The organism is Bradyrhizobium centrosematis (assembly GCF_045571495.1).
Lineage (GTDB): Bacteria > Pseudomonadota > Alphaproteobacteria > Rhizobiales > Xanthobacteraceae > Bradyrhizobium > Bradyrhizobium centrosematis.
This window is the reverse complement of the sequence record NZ_CP120703.1, coordinates 3,498,860-3,524,656: the sequence shown is the minus strand read 5'-3', so window position 1 is coordinate 3,524,656 and position 25,797 is coordinate 3,498,860. Positions and strand designations below refer to the sequence as shown.

The 25,797-nt window shown below is 63.3% G+C and carries 23 protein-coding genes; 11 read left to right on the top strand and 12 right to left on the bottom strand.

Annotation, left to right across the window (positions count from 1 at the left end):
- Window positions 1-31: 31 nt before the first annotated feature.
- On the bottom strand, window positions 32-2,332 hold the full coding sequence (locus P6U31_RS17045; RefSeq protein WP_407189525.1) for a GumC family protein: 2,301 nt from the start codon (window positions 2,330-2,332) through the stop codon (window positions 32-34).
- A gap of 205 nt (window positions 2,333-2,537) precedes the next feature.
- Between P6U31_RS17045 and P6U31_RS17040 the strand changes: the two genes are divergently transcribed.
- From P6U31_RS17040 to P6U31_RS17030, 3 genes are all read left to right on the top strand, one after another.
- The gene (locus tag P6U31_RS17040; RefSeq protein WP_407189524.1) at window positions 2,538-3,671 is read left to right on the top strand and encodes a glycosyltransferase family 4 protein; all 1,134 of its coding nucleotides are present in this window, start codon (window positions 2,538-2,540) and stop codon (window positions 3,669-3,671) included.
- 116 nt (window positions 3,672-3,787) lie between these two features.
- The gene (locus tag P6U31_RS17035) at window positions 3,788-5,338 is read left to right on the top strand and encodes an undecaprenyl-phosphate glucose phosphotransferase (protein WP_407189523.1); all 1,551 of its coding nucleotides are present in this window, start codon (window positions 3,788-3,790) and stop codon (window positions 5,336-5,338) included.
- Window positions 5,339-5,507: 169 nt separating this feature from the next.
- Window positions 5,508-6,764 (top strand): O-antigen ligase family protein, encoded by a 1,257-nt coding sequence (locus P6U31_RS17030; RefSeq protein WP_407189522.1) that lies wholly within the window; start codon window positions 5,508-5,510, stop codon window positions 6,762-6,764.
- Here the strand turns inward: P6U31_RS17030 and P6U31_RS17025 are convergent.
- Window positions 6,733-7,209, bottom strand: coding sequence for a MarR family winged helix-turn-helix transcriptional regulator (locus tag P6U31_RS17025; RefSeq protein ID WP_407189864.1), 477 nt, complete (start codon window positions 7,207-7,209; stop codon window positions 6,733-6,735). The genes P6U31_RS17030 and P6U31_RS17025 overlap by 32 nt on opposite strands.
- Window positions 7,210-7,356: 147 nt before the next feature.
- Here P6U31_RS17025 and P6U31_RS17020 point away from each other — a divergent pair, with 147 nt between their 5' ends.
- Window positions 7,357-8,553 (top strand): FAD-dependent monooxygenase, encoded by a 1,197-nt coding sequence (locus P6U31_RS17020; protein ID WP_407189521.1) that lies wholly within the window; start codon window positions 7,357-7,359, stop codon window positions 8,551-8,553.
- Between the two features lie 130 nt (window positions 8,554-8,683).
- On the opposite strand, the gene P6U31_RS17015 is transcribed toward P6U31_RS17020, so the two are convergent.
- The 4 genes from P6U31_RS17015 to P6U31_RS17000 are packed head-to-tail and all read right to left on the bottom strand — an operon-like array spanning window position 8,684 to window position 12,628.
- A complete protein-coding gene (locus tag P6U31_RS17015) occupies window positions 8,684-9,859 on the bottom strand; it encodes a saccharopine dehydrogenase family protein (protein ID WP_407189520.1) in 1,176 nt (391 codons plus the stop codon).
- Between the two features lie 29 nt (window positions 9,860-9,888).
- Complete coding sequence (locus P6U31_RS17010; RefSeq protein ID WP_407189519.1) at window positions 9,889-11,067, bottom strand: saccharopine dehydrogenase family protein; 1,179 nt, start codon at window positions 11,065-11,067, stop codon at window positions 9,889-9,891.
- A 9-nt stretch (window positions 11,068-11,076) separates the two neighbouring features.
- Window positions 11,077-11,859: a DUF169 domain-containing protein gene (locus P6U31_RS17005; RefSeq protein WP_407189518.1), complete on the bottom strand. Its 783-nt coding sequence runs from the start codon at window positions 11,857-11,859 to the stop codon at window positions 11,077-11,079.
- A gap of 52 nt (window positions 11,860-11,911) precedes the next feature.
- A complete protein-coding gene (locus P6U31_RS17000; protein ID WP_407189517.1) occupies window positions 11,912-12,628 on the bottom strand; it encodes a YdcF family protein in 717 nt (238 codons plus the stop codon).
- Between the two features lie 218 nt (window positions 12,629-12,846).
- Between P6U31_RS17000 and P6U31_RS16995 the strand changes: the two genes are divergently transcribed.
- The 3 genes from P6U31_RS16995 to P6U31_RS16985 all read left to right on the top strand — a co-directional run bounded on the left by P6U31_RS16995 (window position 12,847) and on the right by P6U31_RS16985 (window position 14,730).
- Window positions 12,847-13,788, top strand: coding sequence for an acetamidase/formamidase family protein (locus P6U31_RS16995; protein ID WP_407189516.1), 942 nt, complete (start codon window positions 12,847-12,849; stop codon window positions 13,786-13,788).
- A 199-nt stretch (window positions 13,789-13,987) separates the two neighbouring features.
- Window positions 13,988-14,185 carry a hypothetical protein gene (locus P6U31_RS16990; RefSeq protein ID WP_007603456.1) on the top strand — a complete coding sequence of 66 codons (198 nt, stop codon included), beginning with the start codon at window positions 13,988-13,990 and terminating at the stop codon, window positions 14,183-14,185.
- Window positions 14,186-14,256: 71 nt separating this feature from the next.
- Window positions 14,257-14,730 carry a GcrA family cell cycle regulator gene (locus P6U31_RS16985; protein ID WP_407189515.1) on the top strand — a complete coding sequence of 158 codons (474 nt, stop codon included), beginning with the start codon at window positions 14,257-14,259 and terminating at the stop codon, window positions 14,728-14,730.
- Between the two features lie 261 nt (window positions 14,731-14,991).
- Here P6U31_RS16985 and P6U31_RS16980 read toward each other — a convergent pair whose 3' ends face one another.
- Complete coding sequence (locus P6U31_RS16980) at window positions 14,992-16,548, bottom strand: porin (protein ID WP_407189514.1); 1,557 nt, start codon at window positions 16,546-16,548, stop codon at window positions 14,992-14,994.
- Window positions 16,549-16,943: 395 nt separating this feature from the next.
- On the opposite strand from P6U31_RS16980, the gene P6U31_RS16975 reads away from it, so the two are divergent.
- Complete coding sequence (locus tag P6U31_RS16975; RefSeq protein WP_407189513.1) at window positions 16,944-17,450, top strand: MarR family winged helix-turn-helix transcriptional regulator; 507 nt, start codon at window positions 16,944-16,946, stop codon at window positions 17,448-17,450.
- A gap of 84 nt (window positions 17,451-17,534) precedes the next feature.
- Here the strand turns inward: P6U31_RS16975 and P6U31_RS16970 are convergent, their stop codons facing one another.
- Both P6U31_RS16970 and P6U31_RS16965 read right to left on the bottom strand, forming a co-directional pair.
- A complete protein-coding gene (locus P6U31_RS16970) occupies window positions 17,535-18,650 on the bottom strand; it encodes an alpha/beta hydrolase family protein (RefSeq protein WP_407189512.1) in 1,116 nt (371 codons plus the stop codon).
- Window positions 18,651-18,911: 261 nt separating this feature from the next.
- Window positions 18,912-19,883, bottom strand: a complete 972-nt coding sequence (locus tag P6U31_RS16965; protein ID WP_407189863.1) for an SDR family NAD(P)-dependent oxidoreductase — start codon at window positions 19,881-19,883, stop codon at window positions 18,912-18,914.
- Between the two features lie 609 nt (window positions 19,884-20,492).
- On the opposite strand from P6U31_RS16965, the gene P6U31_RS16960 reads away from it, so the two are divergent.
- Complete coding sequence (locus P6U31_RS16960) at window positions 20,493-20,732, top strand: hypothetical protein (protein ID WP_015685698.1); 240 nt, start codon at window positions 20,493-20,495, stop codon at window positions 20,730-20,732.
- A gap of 132 nt (window positions 20,733-20,864) precedes the next feature.
- On the opposite strand, the gene P6U31_RS16955 is transcribed toward P6U31_RS16960, so the two are convergent.
- Window positions 20,865-21,839: an alpha/beta fold hydrolase gene (locus P6U31_RS16955; protein ID WP_407189511.1), complete on the bottom strand. Its 975-nt coding sequence runs from the start codon at window positions 21,837-21,839 to the stop codon at window positions 20,865-20,867.
- A 184-nt stretch (window positions 21,840-22,023) separates the two neighbouring features.
- Here P6U31_RS16955 and P6U31_RS16950 point away from each other — a divergent pair, with 184 nt between their 5' ends.
- Complete coding sequence (locus P6U31_RS16950) at window positions 22,024-22,584, top strand: TetR/AcrR family transcriptional regulator (RefSeq protein WP_407189510.1); 561 nt, start codon at window positions 22,024-22,026, stop codon at window positions 22,582-22,584.
- A 242-nt stretch (window positions 22,585-22,826) separates the two neighbouring features.
- Here the strand turns inward: P6U31_RS16950 and P6U31_RS16945 are convergent, their stop codons facing one another.
- Together P6U31_RS16945 and P6U31_RS16940 are read right to left on the bottom strand one after the other, a co-directional pair.
- Window positions 22,827-23,099 carry a hypothetical protein gene (locus P6U31_RS16945; RefSeq protein ID WP_407189509.1) on the bottom strand — a complete coding sequence of 91 codons (273 nt, stop codon included), beginning with the start codon at window positions 23,097-23,099 and terminating at the stop codon, window positions 22,827-22,829.
- Window positions 23,100-23,164: 65 nt separating this feature from the next.
- Window positions 23,165-24,100: an HNH endonuclease gene (locus P6U31_RS16940; protein ID WP_407189508.1), complete on the bottom strand. Its 936-nt coding sequence runs from the start codon at window positions 24,098-24,100 to the stop codon at window positions 23,165-23,167.
- A gap of 838 nt (window positions 24,101-24,938) precedes the next feature.
- Here P6U31_RS16940 and P6U31_RS16935 point away from each other — a divergent pair.
- On the top strand, window positions 24,939-25,700 hold the full coding sequence (locus P6U31_RS16935) for a hypothetical protein (protein ID WP_407189507.1): 762 nt from the start codon (window positions 24,939-24,941) through the stop codon (window positions 25,698-25,700).
- The last annotated feature ends 97 nt before the right edge of the window (window positions 25,701-25,797 follow it).

Sequence of the window (25,797 nt, the reverse complement as noted above, 5' to 3'; positions counted from 1 at the left end):
ATCCTCTCCCGCAAGCGGAGAGGGTCAAGGCCTACGCCGCCACGACGCGTGGGGCTTCCACCGTCGGCTGCACGGGCTTGTTCAGCATCGTCACCTCGCTGAAGCCGACCGCTCTCAGCTGCTCACACATCAGCGTGCGCGCATCCGGCGCCATCGAGGCATCGGGCACCACCACCGCGCGGGCATGCGCCGTCAGCAGCTCCGCCGGGAGGTCCGAGGCGCTGCCGGCGTCGATCAGGACGTGATCATAGGCGCGCAGCAGCGCATCGATGGCGAGCGTCACCCGCGGCGATTGCAGCAGGCTGCGGTCGAAGCCGGGACGGCCGGCCATGACCAGATGCAGCCGCGACAGCTTGTCCCGGGTGATGATTTGCGCAAACGAGGCCTCACCCTGCATCAGCTCGGCAAGACCGGGCGCCGAGGCATCGACCGACACCGCGGCAATCGTCGGCGAGGACGCGGCGAGATCGACCACGACGACGCGCGCCTCGCGCGCCAGATGCCGTGCCAGCGTCAGCGTCGACAGCGTGATGGCCTCGCCCGAGGCGGTGCCGAGCACGGTGACCTTCTTCGCCGCAGCGCCGGCCGCGCGCAAATTGTCGGCCAGGCGTTCGATCTCGGTGAATTCGGTGACGTCCGCTTCGGTCGCCATCTCCGGCTGGAGCGGCGCAGGCTCTTCCAAAGCTGGACCGATGTCGGACTCGGCGATCGGCTCGACAGCCGGCTCGACCCGCACCGCCTGGCGCACCGGCGCCTGCGCCGGGAGCACCGCCGCCGCCACTCGCGGCGCGGTCTGGCGCAGCAGCTCGCCGGTGACGACCACGCCGGAGGAGAGCAGCAGCGTCGCGATCGTCGCGATCAGCACGATTGGCAGCTTCTTCGGATAGGCCGGCGTGTTCGAGACGATGGCGCGCGAGATGATGCGGCCGTCGGTCGGCGCGGTGTCGATGGTTTCGCGGGTGTTGGCCTCGCGGTACTTGGCCAGGTAAGTCTCGAGCAGATCGCGCTGCGCCTTGGCCTCGCGCTCCAGTGCGCGGAGCTGGACGTCCTGACCGTTGGTCGAGGCCGCCTGCTTCTTGAGCTGCTCGAGGCTCGCGGTCAGGCCATCGACCCGGCCACTGGCGATCCTTGCGTCGTTTTCAAGCGAGCGCGAGATCTTGGCCGCCTCGTCGCGGATCTGGTTGTCGAGGTCGCCAAGCTGCGCCTTCAGCTCCTTGATCCGCGGATGATTGCCGAGCAGCGTGGATGACTGTTCGGCCAGCTGCGCGCGCAGCGTCACCCTTTGCTCCGACAACCGGCGCATCAGTTCGGAGTTCACGACCTCGGACGCCTCGATCGGCTTGCCGCTCTGGAGCATCTCCTTGATCAGCCTCGCCTTGGATTCCGCATCCGCCTTCATCGAGCGCGCATTGTTGAGCTGCGTGTTGACCTCGCCCATCTGCTGGTTCGACAGCGTGGTGTTGTTGGTGCCGACGAACAGGCTCGACTTGGACCGGAAGTCCTCTACCCTCGCCTCGGCGTCCGACACCTTCTTGCGCAGGCTCTCGATTTCGCCGGCGAGCCACTGGCTGGCGCTCTTGGCCTGCTCCTGGCGGGCGGCCTGCTGGAGCACGAGATAGCCGTCGGCGATCGAATTGGCGACGCGGGCGGCAAGCTCGGGATCGGCGGACTGGAATTCGACGACGATCACGCGCGACTTGTCGACGGCGTAGGCCTGGAGGCGCTCGTAATAGGCATCGAGCACGCGTTCCTCCGGCGTCATCGAGAACGGGTCGCGCCCGATACCGATCAGCGCGGCCAGCGACTTCAGCGGCGACACGCCCTGCAGCACCGGATCGAATTCAGGGCGCTCCGCAAGCTTGTTCTTCTTGATGATCTCGCGCGCGAGATCGCGCGACAGCACGAGCTGCACCTGGCTGGTAACGGCCTCGGCATCGAGCGCCTGCCGTTCCTCGGTACGGTCGCTGTTCGGGCGCAGGAATACGTTCTCGCGGCCGTCGATCAGGATGCGCGCTTCGGATTTGTAGCGCGGTGTAACGAGATTGACCGCGGCAATCGATGCGACGAGCGCCAGCACTGTCGGCACGATGATCCAGCTGCGCTTGCGCGCCAAGGCCGCACCGAGCGCGTGCAGGTCGATATCGCCGGCTTCGACTTGCGCCTGCTTGGTGAGGACGGATGCAGGCTTGACGTCAATCTTGGGGTCGACCTTGAGCTCAGTCTTGATGTCAGCCTTGACCTCGGCCTTGGGCGCGACTTCGGCTTTGGACTTCGCAACGGCCCGCGCGACCACCGCCTTGTCCTTGCCGGCACGCCAGAACGCTAAACGCATCGAACACTCCCGCGGGGGCAACGCCACCAAGCTACCTCACCCGCAGCGATTACACTCCATTAAGGTTGCCGCTGGGTTAATCGGACGCATTCGGCCATCGCGCCACCCGTGCGCTCGTCACCGTTTGTTAACCACGAGGGCCCTTAATCCGTCTCGATATTTCGTGGAATTGTTGGCAATCGCCGCCGAGCGCTGGTCCTAATTCATGCCCCCCTCTCCCGACCAGCCGCTCCGCATCCTGCACGCCGTGCGAGCACCTGTCGGCGGCATCTTCCGCCACATCCTCGACGTCGCCAACGGCCAGGTCGACCGCGGGCATCACGTCGGCATCCTCGCCGACAGCCTCACCGGCGGCGAGCGTGCCGACAAGGCGCTTGCCGAGCTCGCGCCACGGCTGAAGCTCGGCGTGCATCGCCTGGCGATCCGCCGCGAACCCTCGCTCGACGACATCCTGGTGTGGCTGCGGATTCGGCGCCTGATCGCGGAGCTCAAGCCCGACGTCATGCACGGCCACGGCGCCAAGGCCGGCGCCTTCATCCGCATGCGGCGGCGCTCCGGCGACACCATCCGCATCTACACGCCGCATGGCGGCTCGCTGCATTATCCCCTCAACACCTTCAAGGGCGAGTTCTACGCGCGGCTCGAGCGCGCGCTGATGGATTCGACGGACCTGTTCCTGTTCGAAAGCGCCTTCGCCCGCGACACCTATCAACGGATCGTCGGTACGCCGAAGGGCGTGGTGCGTTGCGTCTTCAACGGCGTCACGCGCGAGGAGTTCGAGCCTGTCGTCACTGCTGATGATGCCACCGACCTCTGCTATGTCGGCGAGTTCAGGCGCATCAAGGGCGCGGATCTCCTGGTCGATGCCGTGGCGCGCCTGCACGAAGGCGGCAAGAAGGTCACGCTGACGCTTGGCGGCGACGGCGAGGAAACGGCGGCACTGAAGGCGCAGGTCGAGAAGCTCGGCCTGTCCGACGCCATCCGCTTCATCGGTCACGTCAAGGCGCGCCACGGCTTCTCCAAGGGACGGCTCCTCGTCGTCCCCTCGCGCGGCGATTCCATGCCCTATGTCGTGATCGAGGCGGGCGCTGCCGGCATTCCCATGATCGCATCGCGCATCGGCGGCATTCCCGAGATCTTCGGGGCGGAGAGCCCGGCCCTGTTCGCGCCGAGCAATCCCGAGGCCATGGCCGAGGCGATCGCGGCCGCGCTCGACGATCCCCAAGCGACGGCCCAGCGCGCAGTCACCTTGCGTGAACGCATCTCGGCGCATTTCTCGCAAGCCGCGATGGTCGACGGCGTTCTCGCCGGCTATCGCGACGCATTTGCCAATCATTAACCATCCTTAAGCCCGCTTTAGAGAATCTTCCGATTTGTTGGATAATCGGAGAGGCAGGGGATGCTTGCCCCGGCGCGCAAAGCCGTGCCGCGGGTCTGGAATGGACGTGGACGCTCGTGGAACCGCTCAACGCTCGCTCGATGCTCGAAGCCGCGACCAGCGCTGCGGCGAGGCCTTCTGACCAGCCATTCGTCGAACGCCGCCGCAGGCTCTCGCCGGCCGCCCTTGACGTCGTCAACGAGAAGGTCGCCCGTGCCTATTCGCCGATCGTCATCGCCGGCTTCGTACGCCTGGCCGACTTCGCGCTGCTGAGCAGCGTCGGTACCGCGGTCTATCTCGGCTATGTCATGCCGCTCGCCGGTACGTTCAGCTGGATCTATCCTGTGGAAGTCATTGCGGTCGCGATCGCCGCCGTCGTCTGCTTCCAGGCGGCCGACATCTATCAGGTGCAACTGTTCCGCGGTCAGCTTCGGCAGATGACGCGGATGATCTCGTCCTGGTCGTTCGTCTTCCTGCTGTTCATCGGCATCTCCTTCTTCGCCAAATACGGCAGCGAAATCTCGCGGCTGTGGCTTGCCGCCTTCTACTCTCTCGGGCTGGCCGCCCTGATCGCCGAGCGTCTGATGCTGCGCTCGCTGGTACGCAGATGGGCGCGCGAGGGCCGGCTCGACCGCCGGACCATCATCGTCGGCTCCGACAGCAACGGCGAGCAGCTGGTCGAGGCACTGAAGGCGCAGGAGGATTCCGACATCCACGTGCTGGGCGTGTTCGACGATCGCAACGACAGCCGCGCGCTGGACACGTGCGCCGGCGCCCGCAAGCTCGGCAAGGTCGACGACATCGTCGAATTCGCCCGCCGCACCCGCGTCGACCTCGTGCTGTTCGCCCTGCCGATCTCGGCGGAGACGCGTATTCTTGAGATGTTGAAGAAGCTCTGGGTGCTGCCGGTCGACATTCGTCTGTCCGCGCACACCAACAAGCTGCGCTTCCGTCCCCGCTCCTATTCCTATCTCGGCAAGGTACCGACGCTGGACGTGTTCGAGGCGCCGATCACCGACTGGGACCTGGTGATGAAGTGGCTGTTCGATCGCGTGGTCGGCAGCCTTGCGCTGCTCGCGGCCCTGCCGGTGATGGGACTGGTGGCCCTGGCCGTGAAGCTCGACAGTCCCGGTCCCGTGCTGTTCCGTCAGAAGCGTTTCGGCTTCAACAACGAGCGCATCGACGTCTACAAGTTCCGCTCGATGTACCACCATGAGGCGGATCCGACCGCCTCGAAAGTCGTGACCAAGAACGATCCGCGCGTCACCCGCGTCGGCCGCTTCATCCGCAAAACCAGCCTCGACGAGCTGCCGCAGCTCTTCAACGTGGTTTTCGCCGGCAACCTCTCCCTGGTCGGCCCGCGACCGCATGCGGTGCAGGGCAAGCTCCAGAGCCGCCTGTTCGACGAGGCCGTCGACGGCTATTTCGCCCGCCACCGCGTCAAGCCTGGCATCACCGGCTGGGCCCAGATCAACGGCTGGCGCGGTGAGATCGACAACGAAGAGAAGATCCAGAAGCGCGTCGAGTTCGACCTCTATTACATCGAGAACTGGTCGGTGCTGTTCGACCTCGTCATTCTCCTGAAAACGCCGATCTCGCTGCTGACCAAGAACGAGAACGCGTATTGAGCTTGCTACCCCCGAGTCACGCTGTCATCGCCGGGCTTGACCGGGCGATCCAGTAATCACCGGCAGCGAGAACTGCCACAAACGGCTCGGCGTACTGGATGCCCCGCCTTCGCGGGGCATGACGGCGGAAGTTGTGTGGACCAGTTTTGCGTAAGGGTATGAGCGTGTGATGGCGTATGCGGCGACAGCCGGGGAGATGAATGCAGCGGTCCGTGCCGCGCCCGGCGTGCTGGCGCTGCAGCGCGCGCTGGTGTGGCTGGTCGGCGCCTCCGGCGCGATCGTGTTCATCGAGCCGAGCCCGTACGAGATCGCGACGCTGCTCGCGACCGTCACCTTTTTTGCCACCGGCCTGCGGCTGAAGCTCGTTCTGATGCCGCTGGTCGCGCTGCTGGTCCTGCTCAATGTCGGCTACACCATCAGCGCGATCCCGCTGTTCGAGCAGTCCGAGGTGGCGAGCTGGATTGCGACCTCCTGGTACATGGCGGTGACGGTGGTGTTCTTCGCCATGGTCACGTCGGAAGACACGGCGGCCCGGCTCGACATGCTGCGCCGCGGGCTCGTGGTCGGCGCCATGATCGCCTCGCTCCTGGCGGTCGCCGGGTACTTCCACCTCGTGCCCGGAGGCAGCGACCTGCTCACGCTCTACGGACGCGCGCGCGGCACGTTCAAGGACCCGAACGTGCTCGGCGCCTTCCTGATCCTGCCGGCGCTGTTCGCACTTCAGAGCGTGGTTTCGGACAAGCTGGCCAAGGCGTTCCGCAACGTCATCGCCTTCGGCATCATGTCGCTGGCGATCCTGCTCGCCTTCTCGCGCGCCGCCTGGGGTGGCCTGGTGCTGACCTCCGCCTTCATGCTGGCACTGATGGTGCTGACCAGCCGCACCAACGCGCAGCGCTCGCGCATCATCATCATGGCGATCGTCGCTGCGGTGCTGGGGCTGGCGCTGATCGCGGTGCTGCTGTCGTTCGATTCCACCGCCGAGATGTTCAAGCAGCGCGCGAGCTTCGATCAGAGCTACGACGAAGGCCGGTTCGGCCGGTTCGGCCGCCACATCCTCGGCGCCGAGATGGCACTGGATCTGCCGTTCGGCATTGGTCCCCTGCAATTCCACCGCTTCTTCCCCGAGGACACCCACAACTCCTACCTCAACGCCTTCATGTCGGGCGGTTGGCTGTCCGGCGTGTGCTATCCCGCGCTGGTCTTCACCACCGTCGTCATGGGCTTCCGGCACATCTTCGTCCGTGTGCCCTGGCAGCGCGCTTATCTTGCGATCTTCTCGGCCTTCGTCGGCACCGTCGGCGAAAGCTTCGTGATCGACACCGACCACTGGCGACACTTCTGGATGATGCTGGGCGCGATGTGGGGCATGATCGCGGCCTCGCAAGCCTACAAGATTACGGCTGACGAGGACGCTTCTTCAGCTTGAGATTGGGCCGCTTCTCCGGCGGCGTGTCGAGCACGCTCTTCAGGGCCTCTGTCGCCGCGAGCACTCCCTTGTAGGCTTCATTGGCGAAGCGCAGCAACAGCCGCAACTCCTCGTCGGAATAACCGTTGCAGATCTTCTCCATCGCCTGCTGCATCGGCACATAATATTGGCCGAGACCGGCAATCGCCTCCGGCACGACCGCGATGAAAACCTTGCGACGGTCCTTCTCGTCCCGTTCGCGGCGAACCAGGCCTGCCTTTTCGAGCCGGTCGACCACCCCGGTGATGGCGCCGGTCGTGAGGCCCGTGACCTCGGCGAGCCTGCCTGCGGTGACGCGGCCCTCGAGATAGAGGATGTCCATGCATTCGAGGTCGGAATTGGCAATTCCGGCAACGTTGGCAACGGTTTGCCCATAGAGCACGCCCTGCGCGGACGATCGGCGCATCGCCTCTTCGAGCTCCTGCAGCAGCGCAGCGCGCGCCTTCGTCCTTGACAAGGCCGACCTCATATCTTAGTCGATATATATCTTAGTCACTAAGAGATTTAGTGACCGTGATTTCTCCTACCACCATGCAAACGTCGGGAGCAAGCCATGTCCTACCGTCCCCGCAAGGCTCTGATCATCGGCGCCGGCATCGCCGGACCGGTGGCTGCGATCCTGCTGCGCCGCGCCGGCATCGAGTCCGCGATCTACGAGGCCTGGCCATATTCGAAGGGCATCGGCGGCGGCCTTCAGATCGCGCCGAACGGCATGCATGTGATGGACGAGATCGGGCTGGCGAACGAGTTGATCAGCCGCGGCTCGATCGCGGATTCCTTTGACTTCTATTCGCAAGGCGGCGCGAAGCTCGGCTCGATCAACCGCGACATGGCACGCCGCTTCGGCCAGCCGGCCGTCAACGTCTGCCGTGCGACATTGAACGAGATCCTGATCGACAAGGCTTGGTGCGCCTGTGTCTCGCTCTATTTCGAGAAGCGCCTGATCAAGGTCGAGGACCGCGGCGACCAGCCGATCATCGCCTATTTCGCCGATGGCACCACCGCCGAAGGCGACTTCCTGATCGGCGCCGACGGCGTCCACTCCGTGACGCGGCGCCAGGTGGTGCCGGACGGCCCGCAACCCTTCAACACCGGACTGATCGGCTTCGGCGGCTTCGTGCCGCACGCCGTCCTCGCCGGAAGGTCGATCGGCCGGCACGTCGAGACCACGTTCGGCCAGAGCGGCTTCTTCGGCTACGGCCATTGCAGCCCGGATCCGAACAACGGCGTGATGTGGTGGAGCACGCAGCCCGCACACGGCATGGACGCAGCGATGTTCCGCGCGCTCGATCCGGCGACGCTGAAACAGCATCTGCGCGACTTCCACCGCGGCTGGCACCATCCGATCCCTGATATCATCGAGGCAGCCGAGAACATCGTCGTCACCGATACGCTCGATGTCGCGACCCTGCCGGCGTGGTCGCGCAAGCGTTCGCTGCTGATCGGCGATGCCGCACACGCCACCAGTCCCCATGCCGGCCAGGGCGCCTCACTCGCGCTGGAGGATGCGATGCGGCTCGCCCGCTTGATGCAGGAGGGACAGGAGCTCAGCGCCACCTTCCAGGCCTTCGAGGCCGAGCGGCGCCCGCGCACCGAGAAGATCGTCGCCATGGCGCGCCGCAACGGCAACAGCAAGCGCGAGTTCAGCGCCGCGGGCGCCTGGATGCGCAATCAGATGCTGAAATGGCTGCTGCCGCTCGGGGCGAAAGGCATGGAGTTCATGTACGCGTATGACGCGCGGGCGGTGTAGCGAGCGAAAAGTGCCTTAAAGCGCGATGAGATTAGGTTTGGCGGAGGCTCTTGGTGATTCACATCTCCCCGACGGGGAGAGCTAGGTCGAGCCCTGAGCGCACACCGATTCAATCAAATCTCATCCCGCTTTAGCCCTCCACCTCGAACCTCACCCCGGCATTGTCCCGCAGCCGTTCGATCAGCCGGTGCCGCATCGCGGCGCCCGGCGTCCAGAGACCGGCCGGAACGTCAGGCGTGTCGCGCAGCAGGCAGATCGCGCATTCCGAGATGATCTTCGCCGTCGACGCATAGCCCGGATCGAGATCGCCCTTCACCGCTGCGCGAACCTGACGACCATCGGGCGCGATCGCGACATAGAGCAGGTCGTAATGACCGTTCTCGCGCTCCTCCTTCGACGGTCCCTCGCCCGGCTTCAGCGCTTCAGGACCGGTCTTCTCGCTGTTGGCGGCCATGACGCGCCTGGCATTGGCCTGCCCGTCGTCTCCCGCTCCCGTCAGCACCATCTCGTCGTAGACGAAGTCCCTACCGTACGGGAATCCCATCAGCATGTTGGAGCGATGCACGTTGCGGGTGTTGAGCGTCGCCATCGCGAACGGCGCGGACCAGGATTGCAGATCGTCCTCAAAGATCGGCTTGTTGCCGCGCGGCTGCTTAGGTCCCTCGAAGCCCGGCGTGAAGGCAAATGGGTCCTTGAGGATCGAGACCAGGCTGAGGTCCTGCGCAACCGCCTCAAAGGTGACCCTTGCACTCGCCGAGGTGCCGCCGGAGAACTTCCAGCTGATGTCGCGAACGCGCCCTTTGACGCGCGGCGCCGCGGCGCCGAACACGCGCCTCGCTTCTTCCTGCACGAAGAACGCACCGAGCTCGAACGGCACGGAATCGAAACCACAGGAGAACATGATGCGGGCGCCACTCTTTTTGGCTGCCGCCTCGTGCCTGTCGATCATCTGCTTCAGCCAGATCGGCTCGCCGCAGAGATCCATGTAGTCGGTGCCCGACGCAACGCAGGCCGCAAGCAGATCGGTCCCATAAAGCTGGTACGGACCGACGGTGGTGATGACCACCTTCGCCTGCTCGACCATCGCTCGCAACGACGCGGGATCGGCTGCGTCCGCAACGATGAGCGGCGTGTCCTTGGGCGCGCCGATCGCGTCACGCACCGAGGTGAGCTTGTCTTTGCTGCGCCCCGCCATCGCCCAGGTCGGCGCACCGTCGCCGACATAATGCGCGGCGAGATACTCGGCGACGAGCTGGCCGGTGTATCCGGTTGAGCCGTAGACGACGATGTCGAACTTCGCGGGCACGGATCACACTTCCTGCAGCACCCTGGACTTCATGCTTCCACCTTGAACGTCAGCCCCGCATGATCCTGCAGCCGCTTGATCAGCCTGTGCTGCATCGCTGCACCCGGCGTCCAGAAGCCGGCCGGAACCTCCGTCGCCTCGCGCAGCAGGCAGATCGCGCATTCGGAGATCATCTTCGAGGTCGAGCCGTAGCCGGGATCGCGGTCGCCGGTGACGCCGGCGCGGACCATGCGGCCGTCGGGTGCGATCGCGACATAGAGCAGATCGAACAGGCCGTTCTCGCGCTCCTCCTTCGAGGGCCCCTCTCCCGGCTTCGGCGCGTTCGGACCGGTCTTCTCGGCATTGGCGGCCATCACGCGCTTGGCGTTGGCTTCACCCTTCTCGCCGGGGCCGGTCAGAACCATCTCGTCGTAGACGAAGTCCTGGCCGTAGGGAAAGCCCATCAGCATGTTGGAGCGATGGATGTTGCGTGTGTTGATCAGCGCCATCATGAACGGCGCGGCCCAGGATTGCAGGTCCTCCTCGAGCACCGACCTGTTGCCCTTCGGCTGCTTCGGGCCGGTGAAGCCCGGCGTCAACGCGAACGGATCGTTCAGGATCGTGATCAGGCTGGTGTCCCTGGCGACGGCGTCGAAAGTCGCCTTCGCGCTCGCCGCGGTGCCGCCCGAGAGTGTGCCGCGCATGTCGCGCACACGGCCCTTGACGCGCGCGGCGGGTGCGCCGAACACGCGCTTGGCCTCTTCCTGCACGAAGAAGGTACCAAGCTCGAACGGCACGGAGTCGAAGCCGCAGGAGAACACGATGCGCGCGCCGCTCTCTTTCGCAGCCGCCTCGTACTTGTCTATCATCTGCCGCATCCAGATCGGCTCGCCGCAGAGGTCGAAATAATCCACACCCGCAGCGACGCAGGCCGCGAGCAGCCCCTCGCCATAGAGCTGATACGGACCGACCGTCGTGATCACCGACCTGGTTTGTTCCACCATCGCCTTCAGCGATGCAGCATCCGAGGCGTCCGCCACGATCAGCGGTGTCTCCGCGGGCGCGCCGATCGCATCGCGCACCGATGTCAGCTTGTCGAGGCTGCGGCCCGCCATCGCCCATTTCAGCGCCTTGTCGTCCTTGTAATGCGACGCCAGATATTCGGCGACGAGCTGGCCGGTGAAACCAGTCGCACCGTAGACGACGATGTCGAATTTCGCAGAGCTCATGATCGGCCTTTACTTTTTCACGTAACTCACGCCCATGCCGGCACGGACGTCACTTTGAATGCCATAGGGCGGGATCGGATAGCGCAGGCCGTTCTTGGCCAGCGCCTTCATGCCCTGGACCGCCTTGGCGAGATGCGAAGGCTTCAGGGCCATCAGCATCTCCTCGTCCGGCACGCCGCCATAGCGCCGTTCGGCATAGCATGGCAAGGACAGGCTGGGCTCTCCGGTCTTGAGCGCGCGCCCCCAGGAATCGGCGCAGGCGGTCTCGCCGACCACACCCCATTCGAACTTCTTGTAGCCGGTATATTGCAGCCCGTTGATCAGGATGATCATCTGCCCGGGCGTCGCATAGACGAGGCAGATATCGGGCGGATCGAGCCGGCCGCTCGCGAGCGGGCTGACGACGAGCGCCTGATATTGTCCGAATGGAACGACATCCAGCGCCTCCTGGCGCTTGCGCGCGTCCTCAGCCGTGCCGTGCCAGACCCCGACATAATTCTCACCGGCGAGCCATGTCTCGTCCTGTGGCGCAAGCCCGATCACTGCGCGGCACTGGCTGCCTACGAGATCATCGGCAGTGATGCCGACGGTCCAGCCGAGACGCGCGGCCATGCTGACGATCTGGTCCGTGGTGTGAATCGCATTCGGCCGCCGGATCTTCGGGATCGCCTCCATCTCTGCGACGCTCGCGAACAGCTTCATGCCGATCACGTTCGTCTTCAGCCGCAGCAGGGTGTTGAGATCGGCGACGAGGCCGGCAAGGTCGATGCTGTCTGCATTGTGCTGTTGCATGGCTTCCTCCGGATCGGCGATTGCACGCCTCTTCTTGTTTTGCAGCCTCGTTCTAGTCCTTGGCAGGTCCCGGAAGCAACTCGGCGGTCCTGCCCATCAGGCGATAAGCGGTAAGACCGATCCACTCGCGCACCGCAACTTCGGTTCGGCCCAGGCCGTCCGCGCCGATATTGGTGAAGGAAAACAGATCGTCGCGTCCGCCCATCCGCCAGTCCACCGGATAGGCCTCGACGTTGAATCCGGCCGCGCGGAAGATGCCCATCGAGCGCGGCATGTGGAAGGCCGACGTCACCAGGAGCCAACGCTCGCCCGGCTTCGGCATCACCAGCCGTTTCGTGAAGATCGCATTCTCCCAGGTGTTGCGCGAATTGCGCTCGAGGATCAGGCGCTCTCTGGGTATGCCGAGATTCTCCAGGATCGGCGCGGAATAGTCGGCTTCCCTGGCGTCGGTGGAGACCAGGTTCGCGCTTCCCCCGGTAAACACGATGCGCGCATTCGGATAGCGGCGCGCGAGCTCGGCCGGCGCAAACAGACGATCGGCGGCATGCGCGACGACAGGCGTGCGATGCGCCGCCGACAGATCGGTGTCGACCGAGCCGCCGAGCACGATGATGCCGTCGGGCGCGCCGCGCGAGGCGTCCCACGCTGGAAAGCGTGATTCAAGCGGATAGATCAGGAGATTGCCGAGCGGCGAGAACGCCGCCAGCGCCAGCAGCACCAGCGTGGTCACGGCCAGCTTGCGGCCGAGCGCGGCAAAGCGCGTCGCCATCAGCACCAGCGAGACGATACCGAGCTCGACCAGGAGGTTGATCGGCAGGAGCGCGGTGCCGATGGTCTTGGACAGAACGAAAAACAGGGGAGCCTCGCAGGAATGATCTCGCCGGTCTGCGCAGGGCTTGACCTGCCCGGCGATCTTCAGAAATCTTCTTGGAAGAGGATCGATCGCCGGGTCAAGCCCGGCCTGATGAAAGCGACCGGACGCGACACATGGCCCATCACCACCTGCATTCCAGCCCCAGCACCTGCCATTGGGGCTTCTTCGAAGCCGCGCTCAAGCCGGTCCTCACCATCGCCAGCGGCGATGAGGTGACGGTCGATACCATCAGCGGCGGACCGGACATGCTGCCCGACCGCAACAAGTTTCACATTCCGCCCGAGATGTACGAGGTTCATGCCAACAACGAGCGCATGCTGCCCGGCCACATCCTCACCGGGCCGATCGCGGTCGAAGGCGCCTCGCCCGGCGACGTGCTCGCGGTCGAGATCCTCGACGTCCAGCTTCGGCAGGATTGGGGCTGGAACATGATCAAGCCGCTGTCCGGCACCCTGCCCGACGATTTCCACGAGACCCGCATCCTCAACATCCCGCTCGACCGGACACGGATGGTCGGCCGCATGCCGTGGGGTCTCGACCTGCCGCTCAAGCCGTTCTTCGGCGTGATGGGCGTGTCGCCGCCGCCCAGCTGGGGCCGCATCTCCTCGCTGATCCCGCGCGCGATGGGCGGCAATCTCGACAACAAGGAGCTGGGTGCCGGTGCGACGCTCTATCTGCCGGTGTTCGTGCCGGGCGCGATGTTCTCCTGCGGCGACGGCCACGGCGTGCAAGGTGACGGCGAGGTCTGCGTCACCGCGATCGAGACCGCGCTGCAGGGCCGCTTCCGCCTGACGCTGCGCAAGGACCTCAAGTTCGACTATCCCCGCGCCGAGACGCCGACCCACTACATGACCATGGCGATGGATCCTGACCTCGACCAGTGCGTGGTGCGCGCGCTGCGGGACATGATCGCGCTGCTCGGCGAGACCCGAAACCTGTCGCGCGAGGATGCCTACACGCTGTGCAGCCTGGCCGCCGATCTCAGGGTGACCCAGACCGTCAACGGTGCCAAAGGCATCCATTGCATGATCGAAAAGGCGATCGTGCACGGCTGAACCGGCCGCCCCTTCCCCGACCTGTTGACGCCCCCCGCCGCCCGGCTGCCCGCGCGGCGCGCTGGGTCGTGGGTGATTTCCCCTGCGATTCCAACGTGCTGAGCACTACGCAAAGCCCGCATTTGACTTCCGCCCCTGAACCTAAATAGAGTCTTAATCGTTACTTTTATGTACCTGAGTAAGAGGCTAGCGTTCGGCCATGGCCACCGAAAAAGCCGAGACTGACCGCATTCCCGTAACTTTGGCGCTCTCGACCATCACCTATCTGGAGAAGCTGGTGAGACAGGGCACCCACGGCACCAGCGTTCCCGGCGTCGCACGGACATTGATCGAGGAAGGCATCCGTCTCGCCATCAAGGACGGGCTTTTGTCGATTCGCGACAATGGCAGGACGTGAGCGCGCGCCGAACGTGAGGCGGACGGATCTCGGGCGGATGGCCGACATCTGCAACCTGGGACCGTTTACAAATGCCTGTTCTCTCACCCACCTGGACCGACGAACGAATTGAACTTCTGAAGCAGCACTTCGAAGCCGGCCTCTCCTGCCGCGAGATCGCCGCCGACATCGGCGTGAGCCGGAACGCGGTGATCGGCAAGCTGTCCCGTCTCAATCTGACGCGCGGCCGGACCCACGAGGATCGCAAGGTTCAGGACAGAGGCCTTGCGCGGGCGCCGAGGGCCGTGCCGCGGCTGCAATACGAGATGCTCGCGACGATCTATGGCGACACCGAAGCTCCCGTGGCCGCAGGTCCCATCGACGATGCCAATCGCTGCTCGCTGCTGGAGCTGGCCGAGAACCGCTGCCGCTGGCCGATCTCGACGCCCGGCGCCGAAGACTTCTGCTTCTGCGGCAATTCCGCGCCTGACGGTCAGCCCTATTGTGCCGGCCACAGCCGCCTCGCCTACCGGCCGAACGCGCGCGCCCGTGTGATGCGCGGCTGAAGCCTGCGCAGACGTGAAAAAACCTCCGGCGGGGCATCGCCGGAGGTTCCTGGAGGCTTAGCGTGAAGCTAAGAGCCGCAACTTTCGTATTTGGCTGAACACTATATAGCTTAGTAACTCAGGTAAGTAAATTAATCTGAGCCATTTGAATCGCATGGCTCGTCTTCGTGTGATGCAAGGGCATGGTGGTCCGAAAAACCTGACAAAAAAGCCCCGGCGGTGTCCCGCCGGGGCTGTGTCGGATTGAAGGATCTCGAAGCCTTACCAGTTGCGCTGGGCGCGCAGCAGCAGGCTGTAGGTGTCCTGGTCCTTCAGCTCATAGGTCGCCGCCGGCTTGGCGACGCCCGTCAGCGCTCCGGTCGTGATCGCGCCCGAATACTTCTGATCGAGGTGGCTGTAGGTGAAGTCAGCCGAGAAGGTCAGGTTCTTCACCGGCGTCCAGCGGGTGATGACGCCGACCTGGCCGATGTTGAAGTCCGGGTTGCAGGTGCCGGTCAGGGTGGCGAACGCGGCGCTGCCGCAGATCAGGCCCTTTGCGGTGCCGCTGTAGTTGACCGCAGCCCACGCGCCGTAGAGCGCCGTGTTCCAGTACGGGCTCCAATTGTGGGTGTAGGCACCGCGGAAGCCGTAGGTCTTGGTCAGCTCGAGCTGGCCGCCCGGACCGAACACCGCGTCGGACACGCCGGCGAAGCCGATGCTCTGATACGCGGCGTTCGAGCTGCCGAACATCGAGTAGCTGGTCGCAGCCAGCTCCTGGAAGTTGTAGCGGCTCGCGCCCTCGGTGTAGACGCCCGAGATGTTGATCACGTCGCCTGCGCCGGTCGGGATGTTCTTGATGCCCAACGCGAGCTGAACGGCCCAACCCCACTTGTCCTCGGGATGACCGGTGGTTTCGGTCGCACCGTAATAGCCGACATGGTTGTCGTGCGCGGCGACCGACGCCTGGAACAGGCCCCAGGCCTGGTCGACGCGAACCATGGCAACGAGATCGGGCGAGCGGGTGCCGCCGAGGTCGTTGGAGCCATAGGCGCCACCGAGCACGCCGGTGGTGGACATGCCCGCCGTGTTCCAGATGTTGGTCTGGAACACCTGGGTCTGATCCTGCGCCGAGAACGATGCCGTCACGCCCTGGCCGAAATCGGCGGTGTAGGTGAACTGGGTCACGCAGTTGGTGGAGCCGCTGCCGCCGACGAGCTGGTCGAAATTGTTGCCGGGATAGTTGATCCAGGGCGCGTCGAACTGCGACACGGCCTTACCCATCGTGAAGCCGGCGAACTGGATGAAGGCGTAGTAGACGCCGAGCGCGCCGCCCGAGAGGTTGCCGTCGGTGCCGTTGATGTTGCCGCCGCTCGAGCCGGTGAGGCCGGTGCCGGCCGCGTTGAGGCCGATCGTGCCGCTGTACTGGGTCGCACCCGTCCCCGAGCCGGTCCCGCCATAGCTGCCGGTCGTCCAGGTGAAGACCGCATCGAAATAGGTGCGGACCACGCCGTACTCGGTCGCGGTGCGCGTGTCGATGTTGAGGTCTTCACGAGCGCGCATCGAGTAGTAGTTGGTCAGGCGGTTGTTGGCCGCGAACACGCCGTTGTACTGGGCGCTGTAGTTGCCGCCGGCATTGAGCGCCACTTCGGCACGCAGATAGCCGCCGAGCTTGATGCAGGTGTCGCTGCCCGGGATGTAGTAGAAGCCCGCGCCGTAGAGCGTGCAGATCTTGACGTACTCGACCGCTTTGGCCTTGACCGGAAGATCGGCCGCCTGAGCTCCACCGACGGCGATCAAACCCGCCGCAGTGCCGAGCAAAAGGCTCTTCACCACTTTCATTAAAACCTCCAAGTTGCTCATTTACGGAGACCGGACCGTGAGGTCCCCCAAGGTCTCCGTCTCTCAAATCCGCTCGGCCGCTTTCGGACACTCCGGCTTTCGACGCCGGGAACGTGAGCGAACCACCTGCAACGGGACGATCGAGTACCCCCCACCGTCGACGACCACTATGCCTGCGCCGTTCCGTAATCAAAATAGTTTATTAGATAAGCTTTTCGGTTTTGCTAAACCTGTGCCCCGCAGGCAACACCGCAGGGGCCGATCACTGAGCTGATCATCTTTGTAGTTTTCGTGACAAATTATCCTGCTCTGCACTTGCGTCAGAGCAGGCTTGCGTGGACTATGGCCTGCCACGAACACCGGCCCGAACAATCGGTTCACTGGAGAGTGACGCTGTGTCCGCGACGAGGAAAGAAGGGGCGCGCCTGCGCGCGATCGGCAATCTCGATATCATCAGGCGCTTCACCTGGGAGATATCGTCGATCAACATGTATCTGGAGGAGCTGCGTCAGTTCTGGGCGAAGACGCTCGGCATCAGCGGCCCGCAATGGCTGATCCTGATGGCCATCTCCGACCTCGACAAGGACGACGGCGTCCCGGTCAACGTCGTCTCCAAGCTCCTCCACGTGGATCCGTCCTTCGTCACCACCCAGTCCAAGCTGCTCGAGAAGAAGGGTCTGCTGCGCCGGCGTCCGTCCCCGACGGACGCCCGCGTGGTCCGCTTGTCGCTGGTCGAGAAGACACAGAAGCACATCGCAAGCCTCAACGAGCAGTACAAGACGATCCGCGAGTTCGTCTTCCAGGAATTCGACGAGGACGAGCTGACGGAATTCACCGCCAAACTCGCGACGTTGAAGAACCGCCTCGAGAAGGCCTGCGTCCGGATCTCGCTCGACTTCTAAAGCATGATCCGGAAAGTGCGCAGCCGTTTTCCGAAAGATCATGCTTGAACAACAACCTCAAGCGCGATGAGCTTGCGACGGCGCTCAAATCCGCAGATTGGCAGCGCCGAGCCGCGATTCGAGCCAGTCGAAGATGTATTCGTTGGCAAGGCTCGGATTGTCCGCGTGGGCCTGCGCCGCGCCGGTCTCGGCCGCCGTGAACACCTTCAACTCGATGTCCGAACTGACGAGCCGGGAGCTCTGGACGATCTGACGCGCGCGGTCGGCCTTGAGCCAGCCGTCTTCGCCGAGCGTGATCAGCACCGGGCATTCGGCGCTGGAGGCCATCAGCGGCGCATGCGGCACCGGCACGATGCTGACGTCGCTCAGTGCGAATCGGCTGGCAAAGAAGGCGCGCTCGTGCAGGTCCCACAGGCCGCCGTCGCAGACGGCGGCGGCAAGCCGGGACTCCTGCAGCACTGCGCGCGCTACGAAGGAAGAGCCCCAGCCGTCGGCGATGATGCCGACCCGTGCGAAATCGACGTCGCTGCGCGTCTCCAGATAGTCCATGACGCAGGGAATTGCGCTCTCGAGATCGCTCCGCCGCAACAGCGCGTCGACATAATCGTCGCGCTGGTCGCCCAACAGGTCCAGCGCCAGCATCGAGAATCCACGCTCGCGCGCATGCGGCACGAGCTTGAACAGAAACTCCTCCTTGCGGTGGCCGGGCTCGCCGATGCAGATCACGGTCGGTGCCCGTCCGCTCGCCGCGGGCGCGGGGAGAAAGTAGCCCTGCAGCGCATGCCCCTCGAGCCAGGGAATCCTGACGACTTCGCCGGCCGGGCTGCGCGCCGAAAGATAGCGGCGCGCGCATTCCTGCATCGCCAGCACCGCGACCCAGCGGCGCTCGTCGTCCTGCTCGAGCGGCATCGCCGCCGCGCCATAATAGTTCATGGCGCGAAGCCAGTTGCGCTGTGCGCTCGCCATGTGGCCTTCGGCGAAGGCGGCCTCAGCACGCTGTCGATTGGCTTGCGCCAGCCGCTTCCATTCGCGATGCCATGAGCGGTCGTCGCCCCGCTTCAGCTGCCGCGCGATCATCAGGCATTCGGCGATGGTGGCGCCGCCCTCCTGGGCCGCGGTGAGCAGCCGCGTGAATTCAGCGGAGATGTCCTCTCGCTCCGGGCAAAGGGTCCAGTCGTCGGAGAGGCATGCGGGCATCATCGGGAGCTACGCTCTATCGTCGCGTTATTCCCGATTGAGTAAACTATTTCACTTGCTCAACCAAGGCGTCGCGCCTGGCATTACAGATGTTTGAGATCAACATCGCTTGAACGAACGGTCGCCGCATGCGTGATATTCCAATTCGGCATGAGGGGCCGCGCATTGGCAAGAGGTGGCACGCATTATCGCACGCGCACCTCTTGTCATGATGATTATCATACTTAGATACGCGCGCTCGCTGGCCGTCTCGGCCCGGCGACCTCAACCGAGCCGCCAGCCGACCTCCTGTGTAAAACTTTCGTAGAAGGCACGGTCATAGGCCTGCTCCGGCGTGGCGCGCACGCGCTCGTCGAGACGCTTTGCGTCCTCGCCGACGAGAATGCGCCATCGCTCCGCCTTGACACCATCAAGGATGATCTTGGCGGCCTCAGCCGCCGTGGTCGGCGCATCCTCCAGGAAGCTGCGGGCGCGTTCGGCGAACGCCGCCTGGATATCCTCGTCCGACATCTTGTCAGCATCCGGCACGCCGGCCGCGACCATGCGCTTGCGGGTCAGCGCGACCTCGTCGGCGTTGAGCCGCTCCGATCCATCGGCGCTCTGCACCTTGCGCGAGTTGGAGACGATCGAGGTGCCGATGTGGCCGGGCATCACCACCGAGCATTTGACGTGCGGCGCGTGCAGGCGGAGATCGTTGATCAGCGCTTCGGTAAATCCCTTCACCGCGAACTTCGCCGAGCTGTAGGCGGTGTGCGCCTGGTTCATGCCGATCGAGGCCCAGAAGCCGTTGACGCTCGCGGTGTTGACGATGTGGGCCTCGTCCGCCGCCACCAGCATCGGCAGGAAGGTGCGCACGCCGAGATAAACGCCGCCCCAGCAGATGTTGAAGGTGCGCTCCCACTGTTCGCGCGTGTTGGTGAACAGGCTGCCGCCGCCGCCGATGCCGGCATTGTTGAACAGCAGATGGATCTTGTCGGTCTTCTGCTGCTCCGCAAGCTCGTCCCGGAAGCGCTTCAGATGATCCTCGATCGCGACGTCGGCGACATGGGTCGTCACGCGGGCGCCTTGCGGCAACTTCTCGGTCTCGCACAGCCGCTTGGTCTCGGCCATCGCGGCTTCCGAGACGTCGCACATCGCGACGTTGCAGCCCTCGGCCACGAGTTGCCGCGCGAGCTCGCGCCCCATTCCCGTGCCGCCGCCGGTGATGACTGCGATCTTTCCTGCGAAATCCTTCATGGGACTTTCGGCCCCTCCCTTGTCGGTATGTTTCTTCATGCCGCGCCGCTCTCGGGGCGCGCGCGCGAAATGTAGCAGCGCCGCATCCGCAAATGAAAGCGGATCGGCGACGTCATCGTCGGCATCGATTATTTCGGCGCGCGGACTATTGGCACCTCCGGCGCGGTCACCACGCGCGCGCACGTGAGACAGCTTCGCCCGCGCCACATCCTTCGAGACGCCCACCGCTGGCGGGCCCTCAGGATGAGGACGGAGTCAGTGGCCGTCGTTTTTCGCGAGCACCGATGCCCAATAGCCTCATCCTGAGGGACCGCTGAAAGCGGTCGTCTCGAAGGACGAGGCGCTTGCTCCGTCGCCGCGGGAAGCACGTGCACTAGCCCGCCTATGCAAGCGAGCGCTCGCGGCACCGGCGCCACAGTCGGGCACAACGGTCCGGTTCCCGTATTTGTCCGGCTTCGGTTTAGGGGCAAATTTTTTACAATCCGAATCATCAAATGGACCCGGACGCTGGGTCGAGTCGACCAGGCCAGCTGTTGTTTGCGTGTCACAGGCTCTGGCACTCCGCTTGCATCCTCTTCGTGGTCTGCAACGACTGATGAGGTGACAGGAATGTTCGTGACCGTCGTAGCCGTGCTCTGCCGGCTTAGCGCAGCTAGCTCAGGCAGTTGCGTCGAGGAAATCGTGACCGACAGCAACATGACGCCCGAGATTTCGATGATGCAGTGTGCGGTCGGCGCACAGGCACCATTGGCGAAATGGATGGGCGAACATCCGATCTATCACGCCAATTGGCGCCTGGAGCGCTACAAATGCGTGCCGGGCCACTACGAGATCAAGGGCCACGCCTGAAAGCCCCGCAAAACTACTGATACATAGACCACGGATAGAAGACGACGAGGAAACGCCCCGGAGGCCGCCTCCGATGGGCCGCACAGCGCCAGTCCGATCAGACGGCGCCTCCTGTGACGACGGTCACATTCTCTAACCCACTGCCCGCAAAATGATCGCCCGCGCGCGCCGTCCCTCCGGCGTCGGCATCAGCGCGTAATTGTGCGGCTGGTCACGCATCAGATGCAGCTCCACCGGCACGCCCACCGCCCTCGCCCGCTCCGCGAGATCGACGCTGTCGGGGTAGAGCAGATCGCGCGTGCCCGAAAAGATCGTCATCGGCGCGAGGAAACGGAAGGCGCCGTTGAGCGGACTGACGAAGGGATGGCCGATATCGAGCTCGCCCGCATAAAGCCGCCCGGCCTCGACGATTCCAGGAATGTCCTGGATCGGATCGCGCTTTGCGATCTCGATCTGCTCGGGACGGCTGACGGAGGCATCGGCGGCCGGCGAGATCAGCACCATCCGGTCCGGCTGCCGATGGCCGCGATCGCGCAGCCATTGGCACGCGGCGAGCGCGAGCCCCGCGCCGGCCGAATTGCCGACCACCGTGACCTTTGCCGGCTCGGCATCCTCCAGCAGCATCCGCAGCAACTCGCCCGTCGCCGGCACGACGTCCTTCGCAGTCGCGCGCGGCGCCAACGGATAGATCGGCACCACACAGCACACGCGCGCTTGTCGCGTCATCTGGCCGATGAAGCGCCAATGCGCCGGCACGATCTCGTTGATGTAACCGCCGCCATGCAGGAACATGACGTAGTTGCAGCCTTCATGGCCCGAGGACGGCGCAGTGTAGTACACCGGCCATCCGCCCATCTTGGTCAGCGTCGCCTCGACATCGCGGCCAAGCCCCGTCGGCTCGAACGAGGCCGGCTGCAAGGCGAGCTTCTGCACATGCGCCCGCACGGCTTCTGCCGATGCGAGCTGCTGCTTGAAGGGAAGCAGGCGCAGCAGCAGGTTGAAGGCGCGGCTTTGCAGGCTCGGTGCGGGATCGCGCGGCGCCCGGGCGCCGAACACGCAGCCATCAGGACAGAATTGAAAGGCCGATACAAGTCTTGCAACGCTCATCGCCACATCCCCATTCGGCTGTTTCGACCCGGCGACGAAGAGGGTTGCCGACCCGCCGCCATTTGCCGGTATAATGCGAGCATTCACTCGCTTTTCCTACTCGCATTCAGATCACAACACCGTGGCCCGCAAACCGCCCACAACACCCCGGAAAAATGCCTCGCAGCAGCGATCGCGCGCGACAGTGGACGCGCTGGTCGAGGCGACTGCTCGCATTCTGGTCAAGGAAGGCTTTGAGAAAGCGAGCACCAACCGCATCGCCGAGGTCGCCGGCGTCAGCGTCGGCTCGCTCTATCAATATTTTCCGAGCAAGGAGGCGCTCGTCGCCGCCGTGATCGATCGTCACAACGAGGAGATCATGGCCATCGTCCGCACGACGCTGATCGAAGTCGCCGACCTTCCGATCGACAAGGCCGTGCGCAAACTCGTCACCGTCGCGATCGAGGCCCACCGCGTCAACCCGAAACTGCACCGCGTCCTCGCCGAGCAGATCCCGCGCACCGGCCAGCTCAAAGACGTCGAAGCCTTCAACCGCGAGGTCCAAACCCTGGTGCGCACCTATCTCGAAAGCCGCCGCAGGGAGATGCGCAAGATCGACCTCGATGTCGCGACCTTCATCTGCGTCAGCGCGATCGAGTCGGTCGCGCACAACACCGTGCTGCACGGCGCCGAGATGCTGTCGGAGAAGATGGTGAAGGTGCTGGTGGATGAGACGACAAGGTTGGTGGTGGGGTATTTGAGGTAGCGACGCCTGACCACGGAAATTGGTGACAGTGCAGCACTGTCACCGTAATTCCCCGATGGGATGTTCGTCGCTCCGTTCGAGGCGGGCGAGGATCGGTCAGGATCTGTTTCGGGCAGCCTGCCGCATGGGCCTCGAGGGCTTGGTCTCGAAACGGGGCGATCGGCGCTATAGCGCGGACCGGTCATAGGACTGGATCAAAGTCAAGAACCGAACGCATCCGGCGATGGCGCGGAAATTCTAGTTTAAGGGTGAGCGATAAGACGGCGCTTGCTAACCGTATTGCTTGACCTCCCCGGCTTCATGCCTTCTCCAATAAGAGCATGGATGTTTGCCGGCGCAATGATCTCGATCGTTTCGCCCTCAACGACATTGGCGTAGGCTTTCAATAGGCTCTTCGCCGTCTCCTTATCCAGCTCGTAAACATAGTAGTACCGCGTCAAAGAAGGAGGCGTCTTTACCGTTGCCGACCAACCACCCTGCTTGTTCACGTCTTCAAACTGAGGCTCATCCTTCATTTTGAACTCCGAGGGGCTGGCCAATATATGGAGTGTTAGACTGTCAGTTCCAGCGACTAAGTTGGTCATTGCGGCCACCGCCACGGCGGCTTGAATGAGAAAGTTACTGGTGCGCATGAGGCAGCTTGCGCTGATAACTGCGCCGTTTGGGCGCGGAGGGTTAGAACGGCTTCTTGAAACTCTGGCGGGAGCAAAGCATTAGGTTTCAAAAGGCCGACGAAAACTTTGTAGACTGGAGTGTGGTGTATCGGGAATAGCTGAAGGTAAACGCATATTCCAATACGGGGTGCATGTATAACTTGGGTTGGATCCTCTTGAAACATTAGCAATCGGTAGCGATGAACGGTGTAAAGCGGAAGAGTTTTCCTTTCTTCATTCAAATCCAAGGGATGCATATTGGCTTCGATCATCTCCTTCAGCGTCGCACAACCTATGTAGTGTTGAAGCTTACTATCGGGATCCCGACGAAGAATCAGGTCAGGCAGCACTGCATCGAAGTTGCAGAGGCCGAGTTCGCCGACGACATACCCGTGAGCGATTTTAGCTATCATCCGAAAGAAATCCCAGAGCGGAAATTCCATCTGGTCCGGAATCGGCTCCCGCACGGGCTGGATGTCGCCTTTCCAGAATGTGTAGATGCCCAGCCCCAATTCGATGGGTTGATCGCTCTCTTGTCGGCCTGAAAATATGCCCGGTGGTGGAGCCGAAACGAGCGGCAGCCGCACAACCTTCTTAGGCTGAGGACGGTCTTTCACCTTTCGATAAGTCGGAAAGTTCATGAAGAAGCGGTAGTCGATAAGAATCTTCTTCAGGATGTTTCCTTCAATTTGCGACGTTATTCGGCTGCAAGCAGGACAGCTCGACTTGGGCAAAATGACCGAGCCAGATAATGCCTTCGGAATGATGTGTTCTCTCGAGAGCTCGCCCGTTGAAGCATCAGCCCCGCAGTAGATGCATCTATTTACTGGCGGATACACCTTAGGTTTGTGCAGATTCGCCACTCTCCAATTCATAGGAGATTCTTGCTCCCGCTCCCTATGCTGTAGAGATAAGAGGGGTATGCCTCTGGTTGCAAGCTGTTTGAATGCTTCCCGAGGATACACTTGGCATCGGCAAGAGCGGCGGCGACGATGGCGCAAACCAGGGCTAGCCAGCCGACCGCGGCCGCGAAGCCGCGGCGCAGTTCCGACAGCGCCGCCATCGCCGGTCGGATCTGACGTGGCCAGAGGAATTGCAGCAGCAATTCATGCGGACCGCGCGCAATTACGGTGACAGTGCATTCATTTGGCTTGAGATGGGCTCTGCAACACGATATGGCGCGGCGCCCGGGTCAGTTGAGTGCACTGTCACCGTAATTGCATGATCGCAGAGTCCTGCGACATTGTCGGAGACGCCGTTAGATCGATTGCAATGCTCTGTCACCGTAACTACTGAAATACGATATTGGTCGTGACGCGCTAGAGTTCATTCCCTAGCGCCAGGATTGAGCGGGACATGACCTGATACCCGAATCGCCCCGTATTGACCGGGAACAGAGAATCACAGAGCCTTTCTTAGCTGCGGGTGGCTTTATCCATTTGATGGAGACCCGCGCCTATGTCTGATCATCACTCGCTGCGCTTCAAAGGTCCCTTCTTCGAGTTCGACGGCAAGGGCCTCGGCATTCTTGCGGCCGTGGCAATTGTAGCCCTTCTTTGGTGGGACGATGGAGCGGGCCCGGTTAGGACTTGACGATGATCCGGACGCTCTTGCGCAGGGTCGCGACCTCCATGACCTGCTCAAGGGCCTTCGCATACACGGACTGTTTCTGAGCAACCTCGCCCTTGGGGGCTGCGTGACATGGCGAAGAAAGCGAGCCCTCCAACTGGCCAGGAGCGCATGAAGCGCAGGCCGCCGACCGACATCAACTATCGGCCGGCGAAGTTCGAGTCAGACCCGAAGAAGGCTTATTCGACCGAGCAACTAGCTGAAATTGGCGCCATCGCTTTGAAGACGAACCAAATCGAGGCGCACATCGATTTTATCGGCTCTCAAATCCTGTTCGCTAAAGCACCGTTCTGGCTGCGAATCGCAACCGACGACGCTCTGGGCCTGACGGCAAAGCTTGGTTTGCTGCGCCAGTGCTATGAGCGATCGACGTTGCTGGATGACAAGACCAAAAGCTGCATCAAAGATTGCTTCGACGCAGTCTTGCAATCTCGCGAATACCGAAACGCCATCATCCATCACCACATCTACGACCATTCGCAGGGCATAGGCACATTCATCGATCACTCGAAGAACAGTCACCAGATCTTGGTTTCGCTCGACGCTCTGACCACGCTCTACAAGCTCATGTGCTCGTTGCTGGATGAGGTGCGCGAAGTCGATATGCTATTCCGCCTGATCACCGGTGCACAGCGGCCCGGGAAGTGGAATGAAAGGACGCGCGTAATTGACGAATTCGACGACGATCTCCTGAAGGCGAACATCATCCCTCAGCATGTCGAGCGGCTCACGAAGCTACAGCGAGCGCGCAAAGAGCTGTATGAATTGCCGCAGTTCCCCGATGCCGATTTGATCAAAGCTATGAATGCTCGGGACTCAGGCGTGGGCGAGTAGTCGTAAAGTCGGCGCTAAAAGACCTGTTCTCGGCTCCTAAAAATCGTAGGATCTCCTCCCTCAAGGGAGGTGAGGATGGTTTGAGAGCTCACAGGCC

Bases quoted from the DNA above. Each gene is read 5' to 3' on its own strand.
- P6U31_RS17010 (WP_407189519.1), bottom strand. From the start codon at position 11,067: ATGAGCTCTGCGAAATTCGACATCGTCGTCTACGGTGCGACTGGTTTC.
- P6U31_RS16985 (WP_407189515.1), top strand. From the start codon at position 14,257: ATGCCTGTTCTCTCACCCACCTGGACCGACGAACGAATTGAACTTCTG.
- P6U31_RS16970 (WP_407189512.1), bottom strand. From the start codon at position 18,650: ATGATGCCCGCATGCCTCTCCGACGACTGGACCCTTTGCCCGGAGCGA.
- P6U31_RS16990 (WP_007603456.1), top strand. From the start codon at position 13,988: ATGGCCACCGAAAAAGCCGAGACTGACCGCATTCCCGTAACTTTGGCG.
- P6U31_RS17040 (WP_407189524.1), top strand. From the start codon at position 2,538: ATGCCCCCCTCTCCCGACCAGCCGCTCCGCATCCTGCACGCCGTGCGA.
- P6U31_RS16980 (WP_407189514.1), bottom strand. From the start codon at position 16,548: ATGAAAGTGGTGAAGAGCCTTTTGCTCGGCACTGCGGCGGGTTTGATC.
- P6U31_RS16965 (WP_407189863.1), bottom strand. From the start codon at position 19,883: ATGAAGGATTTCGCAGGAAAGATCGCAGTCATCACCGGCGGCGGCACG.
- P6U31_RS16960 (WP_015685698.1), top strand. From the start codon at position 20,493: ATGTTCGTGACCGTCGTAGCCGTGCTCTGCCGGCTTAGCGCAGCTAGC.
- P6U31_RS17045 (WP_407189525.1), bottom strand. From the start codon at position 2,332: ATGCGTTTAGCGTTCTGGCGTGCCGGCAAGGACAAGGCGGTGGTCGCG.
- P6U31_RS17025 (WP_407189864.1), bottom strand. From the start codon at position 7,209: ATGCGCCGATCGTCCGCGCAGGGCGTGCTCTATGGGCAAACCGTTGCC.
- P6U31_RS17030 (WP_407189522.1), top strand. From the start codon at position 5,508: ATGGCGTATGCGGCGACAGCCGGGGAGATGAATGCAGCGGTCCGTGCC.
- P6U31_RS16945 (WP_407189509.1), bottom strand. From the start codon at position 23,099: ATGAAGGATGAGCCTCAGTTTGAAGACGTGAACAAGCAGGGTGGTTGG.
- P6U31_RS16955 (WP_407189511.1), bottom strand. From the start codon at position 21,839: ATGAGCGTTGCAAGACTTGTATCGGCCTTTCAATTCTGTCCTGATGGC.
- P6U31_RS16935 (WP_407189507.1), top strand. From the start codon at position 24,939: ATGGCGAAGAAAGCGAGCCCTCCAACTGGCCAGGAGCGCATGAAGCGC.
- P6U31_RS17020 (WP_407189521.1), top strand. From the start codon at position 7,357: ATGTCCTACCGTCCCCGCAAGGCTCTGATCATCGGCGCCGGCATCGCC.
- P6U31_RS16995 (WP_407189516.1), top strand. From the start codon at position 12,847: ATGGCCCATCACCACCTGCATTCCAGCCCCAGCACCTGCCATTGGGGC.
- P6U31_RS17000 (WP_407189517.1), bottom strand. From the start codon at position 12,628: ATGGCGACGCGCTTTGCCGCGCTCGGCCGCAAGCTGGCCGTGACCACG.
- P6U31_RS17005 (WP_407189518.1), bottom strand. From the start codon at position 11,859: ATGCAACAGCACAATGCAGACAGCATCGACCTTGCCGGCCTCGTCGCC.